Source organism: Rhizobium mulingense (assembly GCF_029194105.1).
GTDB classification, from domain to species: Bacteria; Pseudomonadota; Alphaproteobacteria; order Rhizobiales; family Rhizobiaceae; genus Rhizobium; species Rhizobium mulingense.
Window position 1 is genome coordinate 562,238 of sequence record NZ_JARFVE010000003.1, and the last position, 23,751, is coordinate 585,988.

Consider the following 23,751-nt stretch of genomic DNA (forward strand, 5'->3'; position numbering starts at 1 on the left):
CCCATGACCACAGAAATTCGATACTGCCTGCTCGCCGGTGCCGTCCTCGTGACGGTGGTCGCACCTGCTTATGCGCAATCGCCAGCCGATGATTTCAACCGCCGGCAGGAGGAGCGGTCGCAGACGCAGCGGCTGGACGCCCTGCGGCGCGCGACACCGGGCGGCGGCGCGGATGCGGAAAACGGAGCATTGCCCGCCAGCCAGGGGAATGGCGCCTGTTTCGACATCACCCACGTCGAAATCAACGGGGCGAACCTTCTCTCGGCGGCAGAGATCAGCAAGGTGACGGCGCCTTACGGCAACCGCTGCGTCGGGCTTGCCGAGATCAATGCGGTGCTCAGGGATGTCACCCATCTCTATATCGACCACGGCTATGTGACCTCGCGGGCCTATGTGCCTCAGCAGGATATCCGCAAGACCAGGATACTGCGCCTGCTCGTCGTCGAAGGCACGCTGTCCGACATCTATCTCAACGGCAAGAAAGCGGTCGGCAACGGGTCGCTGGCGAGCGCCTTTCCCGGCCTGATCGGCCGGGTCGTCAATATCCGCGACATCGAGCAGGGGCTCGACCAGATAAACCGGCTGCAGGCCAACGACGCCAAGTCGGCCATGCTGCCCGGCCCCAAGGACGGAACCTCCATCCTCAATATCGAAAACCGTTCGGGCCGGCCATGGCATGTCTCGCTCGGCAACAACAATATGGGGCAGGAGAGCACCGGCTTTTCCCGCAGCTCGGCATCGCTCGGCTACGACGATCTGCTCGGCATCAACGACCTGTGGAATTTCTCATACGAGCACAGCGGTCCGGACTATCCGTGGGAGAATGACGGAAACGGCTATGGCAACAGCTATTCCGGCAGCGTCAGCGTCCCTTACGGTTATTCCACCGTTTCGCTGAACGGCTCCTGGTACCAATATGAAAGCGCCGTCGAAGGAAACTTCAGTACGCTCGAAACCTCCGGCAATTCGGGGCAGGCCGGCATCGGCATCGATCGCGTCGTCATGCGCGACAAGGATTCGATCACGACGGTCCGCAGCAGCCTCACCTACAAGCAGACGAACAACTTCCTGCTCGGCAACCTGATCGAGGTCGGCAGCCGCCGCTATACGGTCGGCGAGATTGGCATTTCCCATTCCCGGCGGATGTTCGGCGGTATCTGGGTCTTTGATGCCAGCTACGACAGGGGGCTCGGTCTTTTCGATGCCGTCAAGGCAGGAGAGCCCGGCGCCGGAGATGCCGATCCGCGATTTTCGAAATTCAACGCCACCATCACCGTCACGCAGCCCTTCCAGGCCATCGGCCGCCAGTTCGAGCTGACGTCGCTCGTCAGCGGCCAATATTCCCCGGACAATCTTCTCGGCGCCGAGCAGATGTCCCTCGGCAGCTACAGCAATGTCCGCGGCACCCGCGAAAGCGTGCTCTTCGGCAATAACGGCGTGTTCAGCCACAACGAGATCGTCTGGAGAACGAAATCCAACGAAAGCGGCGGCGCCGCCGCCAAGGCGTTCGGCGAACTGCGCCCCTATCTCGGCTTCGACTACGGCCACGTTTACGCGCAGAAGCGCTTCGACATGACAGGCGGCGATCTTGCCGGCTGGACCGCCGGGATCCGCGCCGTCGGCGGCACGATCAGCGCCGACCTCGGCTATTCCGACATCCTTGCCAGCAGCGTCGACGATGTCGACGGCGGGCTCTTTTATTTCAGCGCATCCACGCATTGGTAACGAAAGCAAGACAATGACCACCCACGACACTTCGACGATCAAGCGCGGCAAAAGCCTTTCGCGGCCGACGGCGCTGATCCTTTCCCTTTCCATCGCTCTTGCCGGCTGCGCCGGACGCGAGGCCCGTCCGGTCGCTTCGACCAATCCGACCGACAGCGCCTTCGACTGCGCCGGCATTACCCGCGAATTCGAGGCGAACGAACGGCAGATCACCTCGACGGTGAAGGAGCGCACCGATGCGCAGGGCAAGAACATCGTGCTTGGGGCGACCGGTGTGCTGCTGTTTCTGCCGGCGCTGTTTTTCATGGACCCGAAATCGCCTGAGAAGGTCGAGATCGATGCCCTGCGCAACAGGAACAATGTCCTGACCAGCATCGCCAAATCGAAGGGGTGCCCGGCGCCGAAGTCGCAGCTGACCGAGCTCTACAAGCATCTAGACAGCAAGCCAAAGCCGGCATCGTCGTCGGACAATCGTGACTGAGTCCTGCAGACAAATTGAACTCGTGAATAAATCCTGGAGTCGCCTATGCGTATCGTGCGTGTTCTAGCCCTTCTCCTGCTGGCCGCGACCCTGGCGTCCTGCGTCACCGCCGATCCCCGGTTGGTTTCAGCCCTCAAGAAAACCTCGGTATCGCAGATCCGTGTCGAGACGGCGCCCGATATCACCATGGGCGGCTTTTTCGACCGCACAAAGCCGGACCCGCAGCTGCCGGCGGTGGTGCGCACATTGCAGAGCACCATGGCGCGCGAGCTGACCGGCCTGCCCGGCGGCCCGGTCAAGGGCCGTCTGATCGTGACCCTGCATAGGGTCGATGTGTCGAGCAAGGCAGGACGCGTGATTGCCGGGAACGACAGCTACATCCAGGGAACGGTGAGGCTGGAGGATGCCAAGACAGGCCAGCTGATAGCCGAAGCCCAGAGCATTCGCGGCGAAGACAAAGGCGTGAGGGGAGATGGGGAAATCGGCATCGTCATTGCCATGGCCATCAATGCCGCGCAGTCGCAGGGAGAGGATGCTCTCGCCCAAAGGCTCTCCAATTCCTTCACCCGCAATGTGAAGACCTGGCTCACTCAGAAATAACGAGACGAGGCGAGGCGCTGCCAGCGAAGGCAGTGCCGGGCCGTGATTGATCTAGAGACTAAAAATCAGTTGTGCGTTTGGAAAGACGAAACGATGCGTGGAAAAACCGGTCTTGGTTCGAATGGCAAAGGTCTTGGCTGCCGGCTCGGCAGGCTTGCCCATCGCTCGCTTGCGCTCGTGCTCAGCGCGCTGCTGGTCTTTCAGCCGATGCTGGCCAATGCCCAGTCGGTCTCCGCAAGCACCGCTGCGCCCGCCGCCAACCAGCCAGGCCTCGGTGCGGCACCGAACGGCGTGCCGCTCATCGACATCGTCACGCCGAACAGCCAGGGCCTGTCGCACAACAAATACGACAATTTCAATGTCGGCACGCCGGGCCTGATCCTCAACAACTTCAAGGGCGAGGTCGGCAACTCCAATCTCGGCGGCGTCACGCCGGGCAATCCCAATCTCAACAGCTCCGGGCCGGCAACGGTCATCCTCAACGAAGTCACCAGCGGCAACCGCTCGGCCTTGAACGGGCCGACCGAGGTGTTCGGCGGGCGGGCCGATGTCATCATCGCCAACCCGAACGGCATCACCTGCGACGGCTGCGGCTTCATCAACACGCCGCATGCGACGCTGACGACGGGTGCACCGCAAATCGGCGTCGATGGCAAGCTCAATGGCTTTATCGTCAATGGCGGCGATGTCACCATCGGACCGAACGGCGGCAATTTCGCCGCCGGCCCCGGCGCGGTCGATCTCTTCGACATCGTCTCGCGCACCGTCCACGTCAACGGCCCGGTCTACGGCAAATCGCTGCGTGTAACGGCGGGTGCGTCCAATTTCGACTATGCCAGTGGCAATTCCCAGGCGCTCGCGCCGATCTCCGGCACGCCGGAATATGCGATCGACGGCACCGCACTCGGCGCCATGCAGGCCGACCGCATCAAGATCGTCGTCACCGAAAACGGCGCCGGCGTGCGCATGAGCGGCAATCTTGCCGCCAACGCCAATGAGCTGTCCCTGTCGGCCGACGGCAAGATCTCGCTCGGCAACGTCTCGGGCGAGCAGGGCGTTTCGGTCTCCTCGAAGGCGAAGGTGACGGCTTCCAAGATCACGTCGAAGGCAAAAGTCGCCGTTCAGGCCGAGCAGGGCATCACCCTCGATACGGTCGCGGCCGACGACGATATTCTGCTGTCCAGCGGCAGCGGGCTGTTGAGTGTCGGCGGCGAGGTGAACAGTGCCGCCAACGTCCAAATGACGTCGGCTGCCGGCATTGCCGCCGGCAGCGTCGTCGCCGGCGATGCGCTCAGCCTGTCCGCCACGTCGGGCGGCATCCAGGTTGCAGGTGGGGTGAAGAGCGCCGATGCGCTGACGATCACCGCGGCATCGGGCGCAATCTCCGCGGGCTCGCTTGTCAGCAGCAATAACGTCACGCTTTCCGCCGGCGCCGATATCGGGATCTCCGGCGATATGCTGGCAGAGGGCAATGTGACGGCGGCCGGCCGTTCGATCTCGGCCGGAACCATCGTCTCCGGCCTCGACATTGCTGCCACGAATGCGGCGAACGGCAGCACGATTCTCGCAGGCTCGGGCAACATCCAGCTTGCCGCCGGCAGCGGCGCGATCGCTGTCGACGGGCTTCTGTCTGCCGGCAATACGTCCGTCAGCGCAGCGGCGCTGACAGCGCAAAGCGTCATCGCACATGGCGCCGTCACGATCAACGCGGCCACCGACATCAGCGGCCAGATCCTCAGTGCCGGCAATATCGACCTCACCGGCTCGGCCATTGCCGCCGACGCTATCATCGCCGGCATCGACTTTGCGGGAACGGATGCGGCCGGCGGCAATATCGTCCTGACGCAGAGCGGTGATATCACCCTTGCCTCCAGCGGCAATATCAATGCCGGCACACTGCTTGCCGCAGGCAATATCTCGGCCTCCGCCGCCAATGTCGGCGCCGATGCCGTCACTGGCCATGGCGCGATCGCCCTTTCCGGCAACATTGATGTGACGGGCCAGCTCCTCGGTGCCGGCGATATATCGATCACCGGCGGCTCGATTTCGGCGGGCACCATCGTTGCCGGCGCGGACTTTGCGGCCAGCGCTGCCTCACCGAGCGGCGCCATCGCCGTCGGCACTGACGGTGACCTGACGCTGGATGGCGGCGCCAACGGCACTGTCGACATCGACACGCTGCTTGCCGCCGGCGCGCTCCTCGTCGATGCCCATGATTTCCAGGCCGACAATGTCAGCGGCCACGGAACCGTCGCCATCAGCGCGAATACGTCGATCGCCGGCCAGCTCCTTGGCGCAGGCGACGTCTCGATCACGGGACCGGCCGTTCAGGCCGGCGCCATCGTCTCCGGCGTCGATTTCGCCGCCACCGCGCAAGCGGCCAATGGCGACATCGTCCTCGGGCAGAGCGGCGACCTCACGCTCGCGGCGACCGGCGGCGCCATCGACGCCGGCAATCTTCTCGCTGCCGGCGACATCAACGCCAGCGCGACGGGCAATGTCAGCGCCAACGTCGTCACGCATCAGGACATGGTGATTAGCGCGGGCGGAGCGATCGATCTTGCCGGGCAATCGCTCGCTGCGGGAGACGCCAACCTCTCGGCACAGGCGATCACCGTCGATACCCTCGTTTCAGGTCTCGACTTTGACGCCACAGCCCAATCGGCCAATGGCACGCTGACGCTGCAACAGGCAGGCGGCATGAGCCTTGCCGCCACAAGCGGCTCGATCACCGCCGGCACCGCGTTGCTCAGCAGCGGCGCTCTTTCGGCCAGCGCAAGCCAGAATATCGCCTATAACAAGCTCCAGAGCCTCAGCAGCGCGGCGCTCACGGCCTCGGGCGGCCAGATCAGCTACGGCAATCCGACGCGCACCGCCGGCAATCTGACGCTCACCACCACTGCTATCGATCTCTCCAACGGCCGGGCGAGCAACATTGCCGCCGGCGGCACGCTGACGCTGAATGCCGCAAGCGCCAACCTCGCCAACAGCAGCCTCACCCTCGGCGGCTTCGCCCTCAATCTCTCGGGCACGGCCGCGGCCGATCTCAGCGGCGCCACCATCAATGCCATCACCGATGCCGGCGGTTCCGGCGACATCGCCATCAATGCCGCCGGCCTCTCCACCTCGGCCAGCACCGCGCTCACCGCCGCCGACGATCTGACGCTGACGCTGCCGTCGCTGATAAATGCGGGACAGTTGGTCGCCGGCGGCGATCTTAAGCTGAACATTTCCGGCGATTTCACCAACAGCGCCACCGGCCTGACCTATGCAGGCAACGACGCCAGCCTGTTCGTCGGCGGGGTGCTCACCAACAATCAGGGCGCCATCATCTCAGGCAACGATCTCGAGATCGCCGGCGTGGCATCAGGCCAAAGAAGCGCTGAAGTCACCAATATTTCCGGTCTGATTCAGGCTGGAAACGACATGTCGATCCTGACGGCCAAACTGACCAACCGGCGGGCCGTCACACCGCAATGGACGACCGGGACGCTGGTCTCCTCGGGCGTCGTCAGCGGCTTCACGCTCAACCCCGTCGCCGCCGGTCTGCCTTTCGGTTATCTCGAGACCGCCGATCAAAACATGTACCAGCTCTATGCCGGGGTCGATCCGGGGCTGTGGCAGGATTATCAGCCGCTGCTCTGGTCGAAGGCGACGCTCGCCGATGGCACGACCTATCGCGCATGGACCTGGATATCGGCCGATGGACCCGAAAAGGTCGGGCCGATCATCGACTGGATCAGGGCCCGCGTGCCGCGGGATGCGAACGGCAATCCCGTTGTCGATCCCAACAATCCGTCGCGCCATTTCATCGTCGACGAGGTGAATTTCAGCGGCTCGGACGAAAGCACCACCTACACCTGGGATTGGTCGTCCCACCTCAGCCAGTCGGTCTATGAAGACCGGTTGGTCGGCACGCTCAGCCCGGAAGCGACGATCCGGGCGAGCCGCAATCTCACTATCGACGCCACGAATCTGACCAATTCCTACAGCTCGATCGAGGCCGGCGGCAGCGCGACGCTGCGAGGCTCGACGCTGACCAATACCGGCGTCAGCCTTTTCCGCACGACGACGACGACCTGCCACGCCCAGGGCGCCTGCACCGCCTATAATGCCAACGGCACCGCCAATCCCTCGAAGAACATCGCCAACGGCTCGACCATCGTCAGCTCGGTCCAGGCGATCGGCGGCGTCTCGGCCAACATCAAGGCCGGCGGCGCGCTCTCCGTCGATTTCGGCAGCGTCAGCAACACATCGGCGGCCGGCTCGATGGCCGGTGGCGCCAGCGTCGCGGCATCCAGCAATCCCGGCGATCCGCTCTCGGCGCTCTCCGGCCTGACGGCCGGCGGCGCGCTGTTCAACGTCAATTCGTCGCTAGGCGGCGTCACCGCCAATGGCGGCAGCCTGCTTGCCGGGCTCGGCAATATCGCCGACCGCATCCGCGTCGATGGCGCAGCCCTTGAGGCCGCCGCCAAACCGGAATCAGCCGGCGTCGACGGGAAGATACCCCACCAGATATTCCTGTTCGAAACTCGCGACGACTTCCTCGATGTCAGCAAGTTCTACGGCTCCGGCTATTTCATGAAGAAAATCGGCTACATGCCGGAGACGACAGTTCCGTTTCTGGGCGACGCCTATTTCGAAAATCAGTTGATCGATACGCAACTGCGGCAGCTCGTCGGCGAAGGGCTCGGCAGAAGCACCTTCATCGCCGGCGACAGCGCCATCAAGCAGATGAAGACGCTGCTCGACAATGGCGTCAAATATGCCCAGGATAACGCCCTGGCCGTTGGCCAGGGCCTGACACCTGAGCAGGCGGCAGCCCTCAAAGAGTCGATTGTTCTCTACCAGTGGCAGACCATCGACGGCGTGCAGGTGCTTGCGCCCGTCGTCTACGTCGCCACCGCCGACCGGCAGAAGCTAACCAGCGCCGGCGTGGCCATGGCGGGCGGCTCGGTCAACATGACGGTCGGCAATCTCGACAATTCCGGCCTGATTGCCTCCGCCGGCAGCCTTACCGTCTCCGGCCACTCCATCCAGGGCAGCGGCACGTTCCTGTCGCGCGGCGACACGGCGCTCAATGCCACCAACGGCATCACGCTCGCCGCCCAGACGATGACGATCGGCGGCCAGAACGTCGTCAATACCAATGCAGGCGTGACGGCGGGCGGCGCTCTGCAGCTCGCCGGCGGCAGCGGCGATCTGGCGCTGACGGGCGTCAAGGTCAATGCCACAGGCAACGCCACGCTCACCGGCAAGAATGTGACGCTGGCTGCCGCCAAAGTCGAAAACGCAGGTCAGCAAAATGCCACTGGCAGCCAGATCGCCAGCGGCGGAGCCCTGACGATCAAGGCCACCGACAATGTCAACGTCATCGGCAGCTCCGCCAAGGCGGGAACGACGCTCGATGTGATCGCCGACAAGGGCTCGGTGGCCGTCGTGTCGACCGATGTCGCCCGCAACAACCAATCCGGCTACACCAGGACCCTCTCCACCGACCAGCAGCAGTCGCAGCTTTCATCAGGCACGAATGCGACGATCAAGGCCGGCGACGACATCCTGCTCTCCGGCTCCTCGATCAAGGCCGGCGGCAACGTCGCGCTGAGCGCCGGCGACGATGTCAATATCACTGCCGCGCAGGAGCAATCGGCATCTACCTTCGGCAAAAAGTCCGCCTCGTCGATCACCCATGTCGGTTCGGAAATATCGGCCGGCGGCGACCTTTCGGTGACGGCAGGCAGCAGCAGCGGCGATCACGACCTCAACATCGTCGGCAGCAAGCTTGCCGCCGACGGCAAGGTCGGTCTCAAGGCCGATGGCGACGTAACGATCGCCGAAGCCACCGACACCGCGACCCTCGACACCAAGCTCAGCAGCAAGGGCGGTTTCCTCGGCACGAGCGAGAAGACGACCACGCATCTGGAAACGACGACGGCCGTCGGCTCCGCCATCACAGGCGCTGGCGGCGTCGACATCGAATCCGGCAAGGATACGGTCATCTCCGCCTCGAAGATCGAGGCCGGCAATGCGACCAGCAAGGCGAACCTGAACATCACCACCGGCGGCGACCTCGTCATCGCATCCGGCAAGGACACCAGCGCCAAGGATGACAAGGGCTCGCGCAGCGGTTTCCTCTCCAAAGGCTCGTCCAGCCATAAGAGTTATGACGAAACGACCGTTGCCTCCGAGCTCGGCGCATCCGGCAACATCAACCTGAACGCCGGCGGCGCGGCGGTGATCGCCGGCTCGAAGGCGAATGCCGACGGCTCCATCAGCATCTCCGGCGACAGTGTCTCCGTCATCGGGGCGCAGGAAACGCACGAGCTTGAGGAGCAACGCAAGAAATCCGGCTTCGGCATCGGCGGCGGTGGCGGCTTCATTTCGATCTACGGCAGTCAGCAGAACAAGGGCGCCCAGGCATCGGCCCTCAATGTCGGCTCAGCGCTTTCAGCCGGCGAGGACGTCAACCTCTCTGCGAAGGCGACCGATCTCAACATCATGGGCTCCTCCTTCGATGCCGAGCGCGACATCAACCTGTCGGCGGCCCGCGACGTCAACGTGACGCCGGGTGCGGAAAGCTTCTCGCAGTCCGAACAAGAGAAGAAGTCCGGCTTCGGCCTGTCCTTCTCCGCCGGCAATGGCGGCATTTCCGTAGGCATCGGCGCACAGACGAGCAAGGACAGCTCGGCGCAACAGTCCGACACCAATGCGGCGTCGACGCTGTCGGCCGGCCGCGACCTCAACATCTCCGCCGGCAACAATCTCAACCTGCAGGCGGCGGGGGCCTCGGCGGAGCGTGACGTCAACCTCTTCGCCGGCAAGGACATCAACCTTCTCTCGGCTGCGGATAAGACTAATTACGAGGAGATACACGAGAAGACCTTTGCCGGCGTGACGCTCAGTGTCTCCAGTCAGGTGAGCCAAGCCGCCAGCAGCATCATGAACTCGGCCGAGCGCCTTGCCGGCGATACCCGCGTCAACGCGGTCACCAACACCACCATTGCCGCTCTCGGCTTCTATCAGGGTTACAAGGGCCTGAAGGAAGCCTATAAGCAACTGACAGATACCTCTCCCAAAGCGGAAGGCCTCAGCTTCTCAGTGTCGCTGTCGGCCGGCGTCAACCATCAGGAAAACAGCTCGTCCTCGTCATCCTCGACGCCGGTCGTTACCGACATCCGTGCCGGTCGCTCGATCGCGCTGGAGGCTGAGAATGGCTCGATCACCAGCGAGGGCGCGCAGATCGCCGCCGGCTACGACAAGTTCGGCCTGCCGACCATCTCGGGTGATTCCTTCGTGGGTGATATTTCCCTGTCGGCGGACAAGGGCAATATCAACCTCAATGCAGCGCCGGGCACGTCGAACACATCGAGTCAAAACTCGTCCTATAGCGTCGGCGTCGGCGTCGGTTGGGAGTGCGGCACAAAGTCCGGCTGCGCGGCTCCCGGCGTGAGCGTCAGCGGTTCCTACGGCAAGGGCAATAACGGCACGACCGGACTGACGAATTACAATACCCACGTCAGCGGTACCGGCGACATCACCATTCTCACCAACGACCTCACGATGAGAGGCGCCACCGTCACCGGAAATTCGGTGACCGCCGCAGTTCGCAACCTGACGGTCGAAAGCTTGTTGGATACCGCGACCGCCGAGGCCCGCCAACTCAACCTCTCCGGCTCGATCGGCACGGACGGATTCAGTGCCTCCGGCGCGATACAGAAGGCGGCGGGCGATGCCGCCATCGTCTCTGAGCAGTCGGGTATTCACGCGGGCACAGGCGGTCTCGATCTAACGGTCGACAAGAAGACCACGCTGGTGGGCGGCCTGCTCACCAGCCAGGCGCTGGCCAGTCAGAATCACCTCGAAACCGCAACACTCGAAGTTTCCGACGTCGACACCCATTCGCGCTGGAAAGCCGACACCTACGGCGGCTCGATCGGCTCCGGTGGCCTGAGCTCCGCCAAGGTTAATGACGGGGAGAGTGAAACCGGCAAGGCCTTTTCGGCAATCGGCGGCAACATCGGCATCGCCATCACCGATCCTGAGCACCAGACGCAGGATATAGGCACGATCCGTCGAGACACGGACAACACTAACACCTCGCTGCCCGGCCTGCCGGACCTGCAGAACATCCTGCGCGACCAGTACAAGACGCAGGCCGATTTGCAGGAAGCGCAGAAGACGATGGCGGGGTTGGTTGGCGATATCGCTTCCGAATTGTACGATCGGGCGACGACCCAGGCCCAACGCGACTTCTGGTCCGAAGGCGGCCAGGGCCGCGCGCTGCTGCACGCCATCGGCGGCGGCATTCTTGGAGGCGTCAACGGTTGGGAGGGGGCGATTAAAGCCGCCTTGGGCGGCGCTGTCACAACCTTGATGGCACCTGCCATAGCCGAGCTTGTCAAGGGCATGTTGAAAGACAGTAGGCTGTCAGAGGACGACAAGAGACAGCTTGCCACTCTGATCGGTGCAAGCCTGAGTGCTGCGGTGGGCGGGGTCGTGGGCGGTGGCGAAGGCGCCGGCTACGGGGCCGCCAATTATCAATACAATTATCTGACTCACACGCAGCGCCAGGCTCAGATTGATGAGCTGAAAGCTTGTAATGGTGATGAGAAGTGCATCCAAGAAAACGTCGATAAATATCGCGATTTGAACGTCTCGCAGGAGAACGGGCTCGTTGCGTGCAAGACCAAGGCTTGTGTCGATGCCATCGTTGTGTCTCTGCAAGATTCGCAGGCGACGCTCGGGAGCGATTACGTTGAACTATTGAATTACTCCAGGCAGGCTGCTGAGCTTGCAACGGCGTATCAGCAGATCGAACTTCTCGGACAAAGCCAGCTACAGACGGATATCGCATATGCCTATTTCACCGCCGCATATTGCGAAAGCAACCCCGGCGACAATTGCAAGCGCAATGGCGGGCTGTTGTATTTTGGGAGCCAGATTGCACTTGAGGCGGCCTATGGGGCGCTTGGGGTCGGACGCGGCGGCAAAGGTGGCCAAAATGATGCCGGTAGCGAGGTAGACGCCGGATCGGGTGGATTTACGCCGTTTAAGTCCACCGAAACAAAATACGATGTAAAAACCAAAACTTACGACGGATCAGATGTTCTTGAATTGGAAATCAGTGGCACTCCGAAGCCTTATCGCAGTGCGGAAATTCATGGCAGGTATTCTGATGGGAACCTTCAAATTAACTTTTACAGAACCGAAGTGAAAGGCCAAAATATCGGGACTGAACTTGTGTCTAACGCAATCGAAGCGGCTGGATCTTCGAAAGTAAAAACGGTTTCCGGAGAGTTTGGCCTTGATAACAAATCGGCCTATGACAAACTTACCTCCTCAGGCATGTCGCCAACTGGTGCCGCGTGGGGAACGCCGCTTGGAAAGACGATGAAACAGCTTGGGTTCACCACTGTTGAAGTAACGACAGGATCTAGAACCAACTTCAAATTTGGATTTGAATGATGATGAAGGAAGGTTTCGATATAGACTGGCTTGTCGATCGCGGTTTTGCGGCTGATATTGTAAAAATGCTCATTGGCGAGAACGAATTCGCTGACCTCGATGCCTTTGAAAGCCTCGATAGGCATTCACGTAGGCTTCGGGGGATGGCGCTCCAACACCTTCAGTTCTTCATTGAGTACGGGGATAGGAAGGATCCGGTGGACGTAGATGGGAAGATACTGTCACCCTACCCAGAATACTTTTATGCGTGGAAACTTGCAGGATGTCCCGGGATATCTTTGCATCAACTTGATCGCCTAATATCTGTAAGACGTTCCTCTTCGTCTTGATCCCATTTCCAACGTAGTGGGCTCCCCGCCGACGGCAAGGTCGCTCTCAAGGCCGACGGCAACGTGACGATCGCCGAGGCCACCGACACCGCGACCCTCGACACCAAGCTCAGCATCAAGGGCGCTTTCCTCCCGCAAGGCCTCGGGCGCATCGATTGTCATCGACGGTCGCGCCGCCAATCTGAGCCGCGGAACAGGCCATGAAAAATGTCATGTCGGATGCTTGTGCGACAAAAACGCGCCAACTGTGACGATTTACACCACACAGGGTAAACTTGTGTATTCCTATCCAAAATAGAGGTCGAAATGTCAGTCGATTTTTAATCTCGATACCGGGGACTTGGTAAGTTGAGCTTTTAGCGATCGCCGTGGTTCGGATCCGGCAACGTGGCATTACTGAGCATGTAATTGCGGCGGCCGGCACCTTCGCCTAGGGCGACTTCATCGGCGCTGGAAGCGGGAGGGCCGATATAATGCCCCATTGTCGCGGTGCTTGATCATGCCCCTGACCGCTAGAGATAGAGCCTCACCTCTGCGGCTTCGGATAAGAAAGATGGCGGATTCTTCATGTCTAAGCGCACAAAAATCGGCGACGTCGTACAAATTTTAACGTCGAAGGGAGTTTCCTACGCCCAGGTTACTCATAAGCATTTGCGCTATGGGCACCTGCTCCGTGCGTTTGATGGCTTTTACGCTGACAGACTTGATAATTTTAGCGAAGTGGTTGCCTCTCCGGTGTTCTTTTCTGCCTTTTTTCCTGTCCAAAAAGCAGTTAACGAAGGCCTAGGGGCAAATGTCGGAAATAGCAGCGTCACCGATGCGAATTCCGTCTTTCCCATCTTTCGGACCAGTGCGCGGGATAGGGACGGGCGGCGAGGGCCCTTGTGGTTATGGAATGGCGAAACGGAAGTGATGCTGACTCGAGGCCTTTCTAACGAGGAAAAAGAGATATCCGGTCCACGGGATCATCAGTGCACCCTTGCTGGTTGAGCGAATTGAGAAGGGCTATCGCGAGGAGACTCATGATTTATAGTTTGCCGTTGCCGGATTATTATCGTTGGTACCTCTGAGTGCAACTTGACCGCGTTCCGGACTCCCTCACGTCAAATCATGCAGATCCGTCATAATCGCCGGCCCAATCGAAAACTCCGAAAACCGCACCATCAATCCGCTGCGCTCCGGCGTGCAGGCGGTCGGCCCAACCTCGTATCGGTCAGCGATCGGGAAGGGCGCTAGCCGCAGCAGCGGCCAGCGGTGGCCGTCGCTGGAGGCCTGGATGCGAAGGGCGCCGGCCGCCAGGGTAACACGGATGTGGAAGTCCTCGAGTTGCCTGAAGGGTTGCGAGACCGACCAGTCGGACTTCCCGTCGGTGACGACGGTGCTGAGGAAGGCTTCGCCGTCGGTGAATTCCACGCCGGTTTTGACCCAGCGTTTTTCGTCGAGGCGCACCATCAGGCCGGCCTGGTCGTAGAGGGTGCGGAACTCGCCTTGTACGCGGATCTGCGCGGTGAAGCTCTCGGTGGTAGGGAAGGCGAGGAAGTGGCCGCTGTCGCGGGTGAAGCCGTAATGCGTTTCCCGCCAGAAATCGGTCTTTCCGCCGGTTGTCAGCGTCAGGCCGGTTGCGTCGGCCTGCCAGCTTTCCGGTTCGTTCAGCCATTTTCCGTCGTTGAAATCGATGTCCATTCCATCCTCGCTTTGTTGAAGCTCTGCCGCTGCCGATTCTTCGCGCCCGCATAATGCGCAACCTTGTCCTGGACGGCTAGCCGCCGATGGTGCGGCGCTGTTTCCGCCGTTCCGACCTTCGTCTCACGATATAATCCGCGGCTTCCGCTTGACACGATCATTTCATCTCTTATTCTGTTACAAAAACATGAATTACATAATTGTGGAACGTAACCGGGAGCCCTCATATGAAAACGCTTGTCGCATTCCTGCTCGGCACTGCGCTTATCGCCCTGCCTTCGACCCTCTTTGCCCAGGAAAAGGGTGGCGTCATCAACGTCGCGACGATCGGCGAGCCGCCGACGCTCGATCCGATGTCGTCGACGGCCGATCTCGTCGGCATCGTCACGCAGCATATTTTCGAAACGCTCTATACGTTCGACAAGAGCTGGAATGTCACGCCGCTTCTGGCTGAAAGCCTGCCTGAGATCAGCGCCGACGGCAAAACCTATACGATCAAGCTCAGGACCGGCATCAAGTTCCACGACAATAGCGACATGACCTCGGAAGATGTCGTCGCCTCGCTTGGTCGCTGGATGAAGATCGCCTCGCGCGGCAAGCAGGTGGCGGGCTTCATCGACAAGATCACTGCTGCCGATCCGTCAACCGTGACGATCACGCTGAAGCAGCCCTATGCGCCGCTGACCTCGCTGCTTGCCTTCAACAATTCGGCCGCGATCATCATCCCTGCCGAAAAGCAGGACGAGCCGATGAAGGAGTTCATCGGCACCGGTCCCTACATGCTGAAGGAGCGCAAAGCCGACCAATATATCCAGCTCGTCCGCTTCGACGGCTACAAGTCCCGTGAGGGCGACAGCGATGGGTACGGCGGCGCCCGCCACCAATATCTCGACGAGATCCGCTTCGTACCGGTGCCGGACCCGAACACCCGCGTGGAGGCCGCCATCTCCGGCCAGTATGATTATGTCGATTCGATCGCAGTCGAATCCTACGACAAGCTGAAAGCGTCGACCGCCTCGCAGCCGGTGATGCTGAAGCCCTTCGGTTATCCGGTCTTCGTCTTCAACACGAAGGAAGGTGTTGCTGGGAATGTCGAGGTTCGCAAGGCGATCCGCCAGGCGCTCAGCATGGAAGACATGCTGGCCGCCGCTTTCGGCAGCAAGGATTTTTATGCGCTCGACGGCGCCAGCTATCCGAAGACATTCTCCTGGTCGACGGATGCGGGCGTCGAAGGCGCCTATAACGTCGCCGATCCGGAAGGGGCGGCCGCTGCCGCCAAGAAGGCCGGCTACAACGGCGAGCCGATCCGTATCCTGACCAGCCGCCAGTACGAGTTCCACTACAAGATGGCGCAGGTCGCCGCCGAATATCTGAAGCTTGCCGGCTTCACCGTCGATATGCAGGTGGTCGACTGGGCGACGCTGACGCAGCGCCGCACCGATCCGAAGCTCTGGGATATCTACATCACCCACAGCCCCTTCCTGCCGGAGCCGGCGCTGATCGGCTCGCTCTCGACCAGCTCGCCCGGCTGGTGGGATACGCCGGCCCGCAAGGCCGCTGTCGATGCCTTCACCTCCGAGGTCGATCCGAAGAAGCGCGTGGCGCTCTGGGCCGATGTCCAGAAGGCGATCTATGCCGATGCGCCCTTCATGAAGATCGGCGATTTCAACGCGGTTTCGGCGAAATCGGTCAAGCTCGAAGGCGTCGATCCGGCTCCGTGGCCGTATTTCTGGAACGCCTCGATCAAGAAGTGATGGAGTGATTTTTGTGCCTACCACTCGCTCCCTCATTCCTGTCCTCGGGCTTGACCCGAGGGGTGTCACAGGAATCCAGCGCGCCCAAGTCCTTGGGCGCGGAGGACTTCTTGAACGGATAAAAGTCAATCACGGCGCAGACGCGCCGTGGCTGGATTCCTGTGACACCCCTCGGGTCAAGCCCGAGGACAGGAATGAGGGCGGGGCGGTAAGTTCCACTACAGTGCCACATGAACCGAGCCTAGGAGCAAGAGTCGGATGATCCGCTACATCCTCCAGCGCCTGTTCGGCATGATCGTCGTAATGTTTCTCGTCGTCACGATCGTCTTTGTCATCGTGCGCGTGACGCCGGGTGATCCGGCGGCCGTCATGCTCGGGCCGGATGCGACGCCGCAGGATATTGCCGATCTGAGAAGCAGGCTCGGGCTCGATCAGTCGCTCGGCCTGCAATATCTCTATTATATCGGCCAGTTGCTAAAGGGCGATCTCGGCCAGTCGATCTTCCTCAACATGCCGGTCACGTCGGCGCTACTCGACCGCGCCGAGCCCACCTTCTTCCTGACGCTGTTTTCGCTTGCCATTGCCAGCGTCATCGCGCTCCCGATCGGCATTTACGCCGCCTATCGGCGCGGCTCCTTCGTCGACCAGGCGGCAACGACGCTCGCCATGTTTGCCGCCAGCATCCCGAGCTTCTGGCTCGGCCTCATCCTGATGCAGTTCTTCGCCGTCAGGCTCAATCTCTTCCCGGTCTCGGGCTATGCCGGGCCGGGCTCGACCTTCCTAGACCGCATGTATCATCTGACGCTGCCGGCCATTGCGCTCGGCATCGTCTCCTCGGCGCTGATCCTGCGTTTCACCCGTGCCTCGATGCTCGATGTGCTCGGCGATGATTATATCCGCACGGCCCGCGCCAAGGGGCTGGTCGAGCGCAAGGTCATCCTCAAGCACGCGCTGAAGAACGCGCTGATCCCGATCCTGACGGTGCTCGGCCTGACGGCGGCGGTGCTGATCTCGGGTGCCGTCGTCACCGAAACCGTTTTCGGTCTGCCGGGTGTCGGCAATCTCGTCGTCTCGGCGGTGCTGCGGCGCGATTACCCCGTCATCCAGGGGGCGCTGCTCGTCATCGCCGCCCTCTATGTGCTGATCAATTTTGCGATCGACATGCTCTATCTGTTGGTCGATCCGAGGGTGCGCTACTGATGGCCGATATCGCAATCAAATCAGCCGAGAGCGAAGGCAGCAAATTCGTCCGCCGCCTGCTCAAGCGCAAGACGGTGGCCTTCGGCCTGTTGATCCTGGCGATCTTCGTGCTGCTGGCGGTCTTCGCGCCTGTCGTCTCGCCCTATTCGCCCTCCAAGCTTTCCATCGTCAACCGGCTGAAGCCGCCGAGCGGCACCTTCTTCTTCGGCACGGACGAGTTCGGCCGCGACGTCTTCTCGCGGACGATCTTTGCCGGCCGCCTGTCGCTGCTCGTCGGCGTTGCGGTCGTCAGCCTGTCGGCGGTGATCGGCGTGACGCTCGGCCTGCTTGCCGGCTTTTTCCAGAAGCTCGATACGCCGATTGCCCGGCTGATCGACGCGATGATGGCGTTCCCGGATATTCTGCTGGCGATCGCCCTCGTCGCCGCCCTCGGGCCGTCATTGACTACGGTCATCATCGCGCTGTCGATTGTCTATGCGCCGCGCTTGGCGCGCATCGTCCGCGCATCGACGCTGGTTATTCGCGAGCTGCCCTATGTCGAGGCGGCGAGGGCACTCGGCATCTCCACTTTCCACATCATGACCCGGCATGTGCTGCGTAACCTGCTCTCGCCGATCCTGGTGCAGGCCACCTTCCTTTTCGCCAGCGCCATGCTCGCCGAAGCCGGCCTCTCCTTCCTCGGCCTCGGCGTCAGCCCGGAAATCCCGACCTGGGGAACAATGATCGCCGCCGGCCGGCAATATATCGGCCAGGCCGACTGGATGACGCTGTTTCCCGGTGTCGCCATCATCCTTTCGGTGCTGTCGCTGCAGATGGTCGGCGACGGCCTCAGGGACATGCTCGATCCGAGACTTCGCAAGGACCTTTAATCCGCCGACCTAAATCGGCCAATCCGAAACCAAATTCGCCAATCCAAAATTCGCATGACAGGAGTTTGCGTGAATCAATTTCCCAACGCCGCCGGCAAGGTCGAGAACTCGCCTTACCAACGGTTAGCCGCCCTCGGCATCAAGCTGCCGCCGCCGCCGCCGCCGATCGCCAATTTCGTGACGCATGTGGTGGAGGGCAATATGCTCTACCTCTCCGGCCAGGGGCCGCGCGAGGCCGACGGCTTCCTGCATGCGGGCAAGGTCGGCGGCGGCGTCGGTGTCGAGGAGGCCTACCGGCATGCGCGGTTGACGGGCATCAACCTGCTTGCCGTCATGCAGGAGGCGCTCGGCGATCTCTCCCGCGTCAAGCGGGTGGTCAAGCTGCTCGGCATGGTCAATGCCGTGCCTGAGTTCGAGGATCATCCGAGCGTCATCAACGGCTGCTCGGATCTGCTGATCGCGGTCTTTGGCGCGGCCGGCGAACATGCCCGCTCGGCCGTCGGCTTCGGCTCGCTGCCCGGCAACATCACCGTCGAGATCGAGGCGATCGTCGCCTTGAATGGCTGACGAGAGCTTGCATATTTGGAGCAGCTGCCACCCACGGCCCGTTCCTCGCCCCAGACTTCCGGAGACCTTCATGCCCAATGACATCAGACCTTCGCTCGGCCTTCGCCCCGTCATCAACGTATCCGGCACGATGACCAGCCTCGGCGCCTCGATCGTCGTGCCGGAGGCGATCGCCGCGATGACCGCGATCCTGCCGCACTTCGTCGAGATCAACGACCTGCAGCGCAAAGCAAGCAGCTTCATCGCCCGGCTGACCGGCGGCGAGGCCGGCTTCGTCACCGCCTCCTGCTCGGCCGGCATTTCTCTCGCTGTCGCCGGCGCCATTACCGGCGATGATCTGCTGGCGATCGAGAAGCTGCCGGATGCCGTGCCCGAGAAAAACGAGGTGCTGGTGCAGATGGGCCATGTGGTGAGCTACGGCGCGCCGGTCGATCAAGCGATCCGGCTTGCCGGCGGCAAGGTCGTGCTGGTGGGGCAGGCGACCTCGACGCACCGTTTCCACATGGAGAAGGCGATCACCGACAAGACCGCCGCCGCCGTCTATGTCGTCTCCCATCATGTCGTCGATTACGGCCTGCTGAACCTCAAGGAATTCGTCGAAATCGCCCATGCCAAGGGCGTGCCTGTGATCGTCGATGCGGCGTCGGAATATGATCTGAGGATTTTCCTGGAGCAAGGGGCTGATATCGCGCTCTATTCCGGCCACAAGTTCCTCGGCGGCCCGACCTCGGGCATCGTCGCCGGCCGCAAGGAATTGGTGCGCCATGCCTTCCTGCAGAATGTGGGCATCGGCCGCGGCATGAAGGTCGGCAAGGAAAGCATCTTCGGCGTCATGGCGGCGCTGGAAGCCTGGGAACGCCGCGACCATGCCGGCATCCGGGAACGCGAGACCGGTTATCTCAACCTGTGGAAACGCACGCTTGACGGTCGCCCCGGCATCACTGCGCTGATCGAACCCGACCCGACCAGCAATCCGCTCGACCGGCTGCGCCTGATCGTCGATCCCGAACAGGCGCATATCACCGCCTGGGATCTCGCCGGTGCGCTGGCGAGGGGCAACCCGCCGATCATCGTGCGCGACCATGAAGTGGAGCACCGCTACTTCTATCTCGACCCGTGCAACCTGCATCCGGGCCAGGAGGTCATCGTCGCAAACCGCCTGGCCGAGGAACTCGACAAGGCGAGCGCTTCCAACGAGATCATCGCAACCCCGATCGAAAACCGCAGCAGGCATCGCTTCGACGGCTTGCTGCGCTGGCCGGACTGATCCGCCGTTCTCATCCGCCGCAACAGGAGCCGACATGGGCAGCGTCCAAGCACAATCGATCGAGACCGCCATCCCCGTTCTTTCCGTCGAGGGGCTGACGACGTCCTTTCTGGTCGACGGCGCCTGGAAGCCTGTCGTGCGCGACGTTTCCTTCACCGTGGCGCCCGGGGAAACCGTGGCGATCGTCGGCGAATCCGGCTCGGGCAAGAGCGTGACGTCGCTGTCGATCATGCGGCTGCTGCAGGCGGAGGTCAGCCGCATCGAGGGCCGCGTCATGCTCGGAGGGCGCGACCTGCTGGCCCTGCCGGAACAGGCCATGCGGCAGGTGCGCGGTAATGAGGTGGCGATGATCTTCCAGGAGCCGATGACATCGCTCAATCCGCTCTTCACCATCGGCGACCAGATATCCGAAGCGCTGCTCTGCCATTCCGCGATGAACAAGGCCGATGCCAGGGCCGAGACGATCAGGCTCCTGGAAAAGGTCCGCATTCCCTCGGCCGCCACGCGCTTCGACGAATATCCGCATCGTTTCTCCGGCGGCATGCGCCAGCGGGTGATGATCGCCATGGCGCTTGCCAGCCGGCCGAAACTCTTGATCGCCGACGAGCCGACGACGGCGCTCGACGTGACGATCCAGGGCCAGATCCTCGATCTCATCAAGATGCTGCAGGAAGAGGAGGGGACTTCGGTTCTCTTCATCACCCACGACATGGGCGTCGTCGCCGAGATCGCCGACAGGACGGTGGTGATGTATCGCGGCGAACAGGTCGAGAGCGGCCCCACCGCCGATATTTTTCACCGCGGCAAACATCCTTACACCAGGGCGCTGCTGTCGGCCGTGCCGGTTCTCGGCTCGATGCAGGGCCGTCAGCGGCCGCTGCGGTTTCCCGTGGTCAATACGGCGACGGGCGAATCGGACATACCGGCCGAGGCCGCCGATACCGTCGCCGCGAGGCCGGTGCTTGAGGTCAAGAACCTCACCAAGCGCTTCGACATCCATTCCGGCCTGTTCGGCCGGCTGACCAGCCGGGTGCATGCGGTCGAAAACGTCTCCTTCGATCTTCATGCCGGCGAAACGCTGTCGCTCGTCGGTGAATCCGGCTGCGGCAAATCGACGACCGGGCGCGCCATCATGCGCCTCATCGAGCCGCAGGCGGGTTCCGTTCTCGTCGAGGGCAGGGAGGTGGTCGGCCTCGACAGGAAGGATCTGCGCGAGATGCGCAAATCCGTGCAGATGGTCTTCCAGGATCCCTTCGCCAGCCTCAATCCGCGCATGACGGTCGGTGCGGCGATCGCTGAGCCCTATCTCGAACACCGGATGGGCAATTCGCAGCAGGCGAGGGACGTCGTCGCCGACCTGCTGGTCAAAGTCGGCCTCTCCCCGGATATGGCTTCGCGCTACCCGCATGAATTTTCCGGCGGCCAGCGCCAGCGCATCTGCATCGCCCGGGCGCTCGCTTTGCAGCCGAAGGTCATCGTCGCCGACGAAAGCGTGTCGGCGCTCGATGTTTCGATCAAGGCGCAGGTCATCAACCTGATGCTCGACCTGCAGCAGAGCCTCAACCTCGCCTTCCTGTTCATTTCGCACGATATGGCGGTGGTCGAGCGCGTCAGCCACCGCGTGGCGGTGATGTATCTCGGCGAAATCGTCGAGATCGGCCCGCGCGCCGCCGTCTTCGACAATCCGCAGCACCCCTATACGAAGAAACTCATCGCCGCCGTGCCGGTGCCCGATCCCCACCGCCGCCACGAAAAACGCATGGTGGCGAATGACGAAATCAAGAGCCCGATGCGTGCCGTGGACTACCAGCCTCCGGCCACCTTGTATCGTGAAGTCGGGCCGGGCCATCTGGTGATGGCCGACCGGTAGGTTGGTTTGGCCTATTCGCAGTTGCCTATCCGGCCCGTGGCGCATAAAGCAGATGCAGAAACAATTGCTTGGAAGCCCGGACGATGAACAAGACAGACTATTTCTCGAAGCTCGGCGGCCTGCCGCCGCAGACCCAGCTGCTTTCCGGCAGGGCCGTCTTCACCACGGCTTACGCGGTCATCCCGCGCGGCGTCATGAGCGATATCGTCACCAGCCTCCTGCCGCATTGGACGGGAACGCGGGCATGGGTTCTTTCCCGTCCGCTTTCCGGCTTCTCCGAGACCTTCTCGCAATATGTGATGGAGGTTCAGCCGGGCGGCGGAAGCGACCGGCCAGAGCCGGACAAGCGGGCCGAGGCAGTGCTCTTCGTCGTCGAAGGCGGCATGACGGTGGAGCTCGAAGGCGTCAAACATACGCTGCGCGCCGGCTCCTTCGTCTATATTCCCGCCGGTTCGGCCTGGCGTCTGAAGAACGACGGCTCGGCCCCAGCGATCTTCCACTGGGTCAGAAAGGCCTTTCAGGAGGTCGAGGAGCTGGAGCCGCCGCCGGCGATCGTCACCCATGAGGACGACCATCCGATCCGCGCCATGCCCGACACCGACGGCCGCTGGGGCACGACCCGCTTCATAGACCCTGCCGATGTGCGCTACGACATGCACGTCAATATCGTCACGCTGGAACCAGGCGCGGTGATCCCCTTCATGGAAACCCATGTGATGGAGCACGGTCTCTATGTGCTGGAGGGCAAGGCCGTCTATCGCCTCAACCAGGACTGGGTCGAGGTCGAGGCCGGCGATTTCATGTGGCTGCGCGCCTTCTGCCCGCAGGCCTGCTACGCCGGGGGCCCCGGCCGCTTCCGCTACCTCCTCTACAAGGATGTCAACCGGCATATGAAGCTCTGGTAGCATAAGTGCCGTTCGCTCTGGGAGCGAATGGGACTACTCCCGGGCCTCTTTTCGCTGATCCGTGAGAGGGAGAGGCGTATCAAATCGGCCGTCAGCAGAGAGATGGTCGCTGTTGCACCCAATCATCGCGCGGCCATGATACGATGGATTCCGTAACGTTTGACCAGCGTCGGTTTGGCCCCGAGCTCAACGCGAAGGAAGAACCGGCAGCCGGTCTAGCGAGCGGATAGAATTCGCCCGCGATCCGAGTCGAGCTCCAGACAGCGGCGACGTTCAGTCATGCCGATCTGTCAAACTCGCGCGTGCCGACAGGAAGCTGTTCTTTTCCGCGAAAAGTAACTCACCAAGTGTCTGTTCAGGCGCCGGTGGGCGACTTGACTATAACGGCTGAACGGACCCCCTGTATCAGTTTGCGATTTTTTTCGAACTCCGCGGATGATTTCGAGGGCAGTGGTGTTTTGCCGAAGTGCCGGCTGAGTTCGATAGAAAGGGCGGCGGGCGAGGTCATTCCGTCGCGATAAAGCTTGAACAGCAGTCTGACGGCGATGTTGTAATGTTTCGGATCTGCGAGGCTACTTGTGGAATCGTATCCGGCGTCGTCGAGGACGCCTTGCAATATAGCCAAGTCAGACGTCCGCACGGAGATGTTGAGATTGGAAGACATGCTGTCCTCCTTCAATTTGGGGCGAAGGCAACAACGACCTCCACGCAGCAGCGCCCGGAGAAACAGCTACTGAAGACCCATCGTGCGCCAAATCTGCTGGAAAACTAAACATTCGGATGAGCAGGAAGCGGTCTGTCTTGTGCGTTCGAATGTGGCTCGAGCATTTCAAAAACCAGACGCTTCGTTGCCTCTGCCGTCGCCGCCCATAAGCGTCGCCGTCAGGTTTTTCGAAGCGTGCCAGGCCTGCAGAACGGAGCGCGTTTTTGATCCACATCCTGAACTTCCTTGCCAGACACCCACCTGTGATCGTTAATCCTGCATATGTGCCCGTGGTGGTTTTAATTTTTTTCTTTGTTGCCGATCGAACACAGG

General features: G+C 61.8%; 15 protein-coding genes. 13 read left to right on the plus strand and 2 right to left on the minus strand.

Annotated features, from left to right (window positions below; genetic code table 11):
* Nucleotides 1–3: 3 nt before the first annotated feature.
* The 6 genes from PYR71_RS07570 (at nucleotide 4) to PYR71_RS07595 (ending at nucleotide 13,590) form a co-directional block, all read left to right on the plus strand.
* Nucleotides 4–1,725, plus strand: a complete 1,722-nt coding sequence (locus PYR71_RS07570; protein WP_275618850.1) for a ShlB/FhaC/HecB family hemolysin secretion/activation protein — start codon at nucleotides 4–6, stop codon at nucleotides 1,723–1,725.
* Between the two features lie 13 nt (nucleotides 1,726–1,738).
* Nucleotides 1,739–2,206: a hypothetical protein gene (locus PYR71_RS07575; RefSeq protein WP_097664060.1), complete on the plus strand. Its 468-nt coding sequence runs from the start codon at nucleotides 1,739–1,741 to the stop codon at nucleotides 2,204–2,206.
* Between the two features lie 45 nt (nucleotides 2,207–2,251).
* On the plus strand, nucleotides 2,252–2,806 hold the full coding sequence (locus tag PYR71_RS07580) for a hypothetical protein (RefSeq protein ID WP_275618851.1): 555 nt from the start codon (nucleotides 2,252–2,254) through the stop codon (nucleotides 2,804–2,806).
* Between the two features lie 93 nt (nucleotides 2,807–2,899).
* Nucleotides 2,900–12,271 (plus strand): hemagglutinin repeat-containing protein, encoded by a 9,372-nt coding sequence (locus tag PYR71_RS07585; RefSeq protein ID WP_275618852.1) that lies wholly within the window; start codon nucleotides 2,900–2,902, stop codon nucleotides 12,269–12,271.
* Nucleotides 12,271–12,600, plus strand: a complete 330-nt coding sequence (locus tag PYR71_RS07590) for a hypothetical protein (protein ID WP_275618853.1) — start codon at nucleotides 12,271–12,273, stop codon at nucleotides 12,598–12,600. The genes PYR71_RS07585 and PYR71_RS07590 overlap by 1 nt, the downstream gene beginning before the upstream one ends.
* A 567-nt stretch (nucleotides 12,601–13,167) precedes the next feature.
* Nucleotides 13,168–13,590 carry a hypothetical protein gene (locus PYR71_RS07595; protein ID WP_275618854.1) on the plus strand — a complete coding sequence of 141 codons (423 nt, stop codon included), beginning with the start codon at nucleotides 13,168–13,170 and terminating at the stop codon, nucleotides 13,588–13,590.
* 108 nt (nucleotides 13,591–13,698) lie between these two features.
* Here PYR71_RS07595 and PYR71_RS07600 read toward each other — a convergent pair whose 3' ends face one another.
* A complete protein-coding gene (locus tag PYR71_RS07600; RefSeq protein WP_275618855.1) occupies nucleotides 13,699–14,283 on the minus strand; it encodes a DUF1349 domain-containing protein in 585 nt (194 codons plus the stop codon).
* A 227-nt stretch (nucleotides 14,284–14,510) separates the two neighbouring features.
* On the opposite strand from PYR71_RS07600, the gene PYR71_RS07605 reads away from it, so the two are divergent.
* The 7 genes from PYR71_RS07605 to PYR71_RS07635 all read left to right on the plus strand — a co-directional run bounded on the left by PYR71_RS07605 (nucleotide 14,511) and on the right by PYR71_RS07635 (nucleotide 22,715).
* Complete coding sequence (locus PYR71_RS07605) at nucleotides 14,511–16,037, plus strand: ABC transporter substrate-binding protein (protein WP_275618856.1); 1,527 nt, start codon at nucleotides 14,511–14,513, stop codon at nucleotides 16,035–16,037.
* 258 nt (nucleotides 16,038–16,295) lie between these two features.
* The gene (locus PYR71_RS07610) at nucleotides 16,296–17,237 is read left to right on the plus strand and encodes an ABC transporter permease (RefSeq protein ID WP_275618857.1); all 942 of its coding nucleotides are present in this window, start codon (nucleotides 16,296–16,298) and stop codon (nucleotides 17,235–17,237) included.
* Nucleotides 17,237–18,106: an ABC transporter permease gene (locus PYR71_RS07615; protein WP_183778136.1), complete on the plus strand. Its 870-nt coding sequence runs from the start codon at nucleotides 17,237–17,239 to the stop codon at nucleotides 18,104–18,106. Before PYR71_RS07610 ends, PYR71_RS07615 begins: the two co-directional genes overlap by 1 nt.
* Nucleotides 18,107–18,160: 54 nt before the next feature.
* The gene (locus PYR71_RS07620; RefSeq protein ID WP_037144659.1) at nucleotides 18,161–18,673 is read left to right on the plus strand and encodes a RidA family protein; all 513 of its coding nucleotides are present in this window, start codon (nucleotides 18,161–18,163) and stop codon (nucleotides 18,671–18,673) included.
* Between the two features lie 70 nt (nucleotides 18,674–18,743).
* Entirely contained in the window at nucleotides 18,744–19,940 is a 1,197-nt protein-coding gene (locus PYR71_RS07625) for an aminotransferase class V-fold PLP-dependent enzyme (protein WP_275618858.1), read from the plus strand.
* Between the two features lie 34 nt (nucleotides 19,941–19,974).
* Nucleotides 19,975–21,810 (plus strand): ABC transporter ATP-binding protein, encoded by a 1,836-nt coding sequence (locus tag PYR71_RS07630; protein WP_275618859.1) that lies wholly within the window; start codon nucleotides 19,975–19,977, stop codon nucleotides 21,808–21,810.
* Nucleotides 21,811–21,893: 83 nt separating this feature from the next.
* Nucleotides 21,894–22,715, plus strand: a complete 822-nt coding sequence (locus PYR71_RS07635; protein WP_183920211.1) for a bifunctional allantoicase/(S)-ureidoglycine aminohydrolase — start codon at nucleotides 21,894–21,896, stop codon at nucleotides 22,713–22,715.
* A gap of 355 nt (nucleotides 22,716–23,070) precedes the next feature.
* On the opposite strand, the gene PYR71_RS07640 is transcribed toward PYR71_RS07635, so the two are convergent.
* Complete coding sequence (locus tag PYR71_RS07640; RefSeq protein ID WP_275618860.1) at nucleotides 23,071–23,379, minus strand: hypothetical protein; 309 nt, start codon at nucleotides 23,377–23,379, stop codon at nucleotides 23,071–23,073.
* Nucleotides 23,380–23,751: the final 372 nt, after the last annotated feature.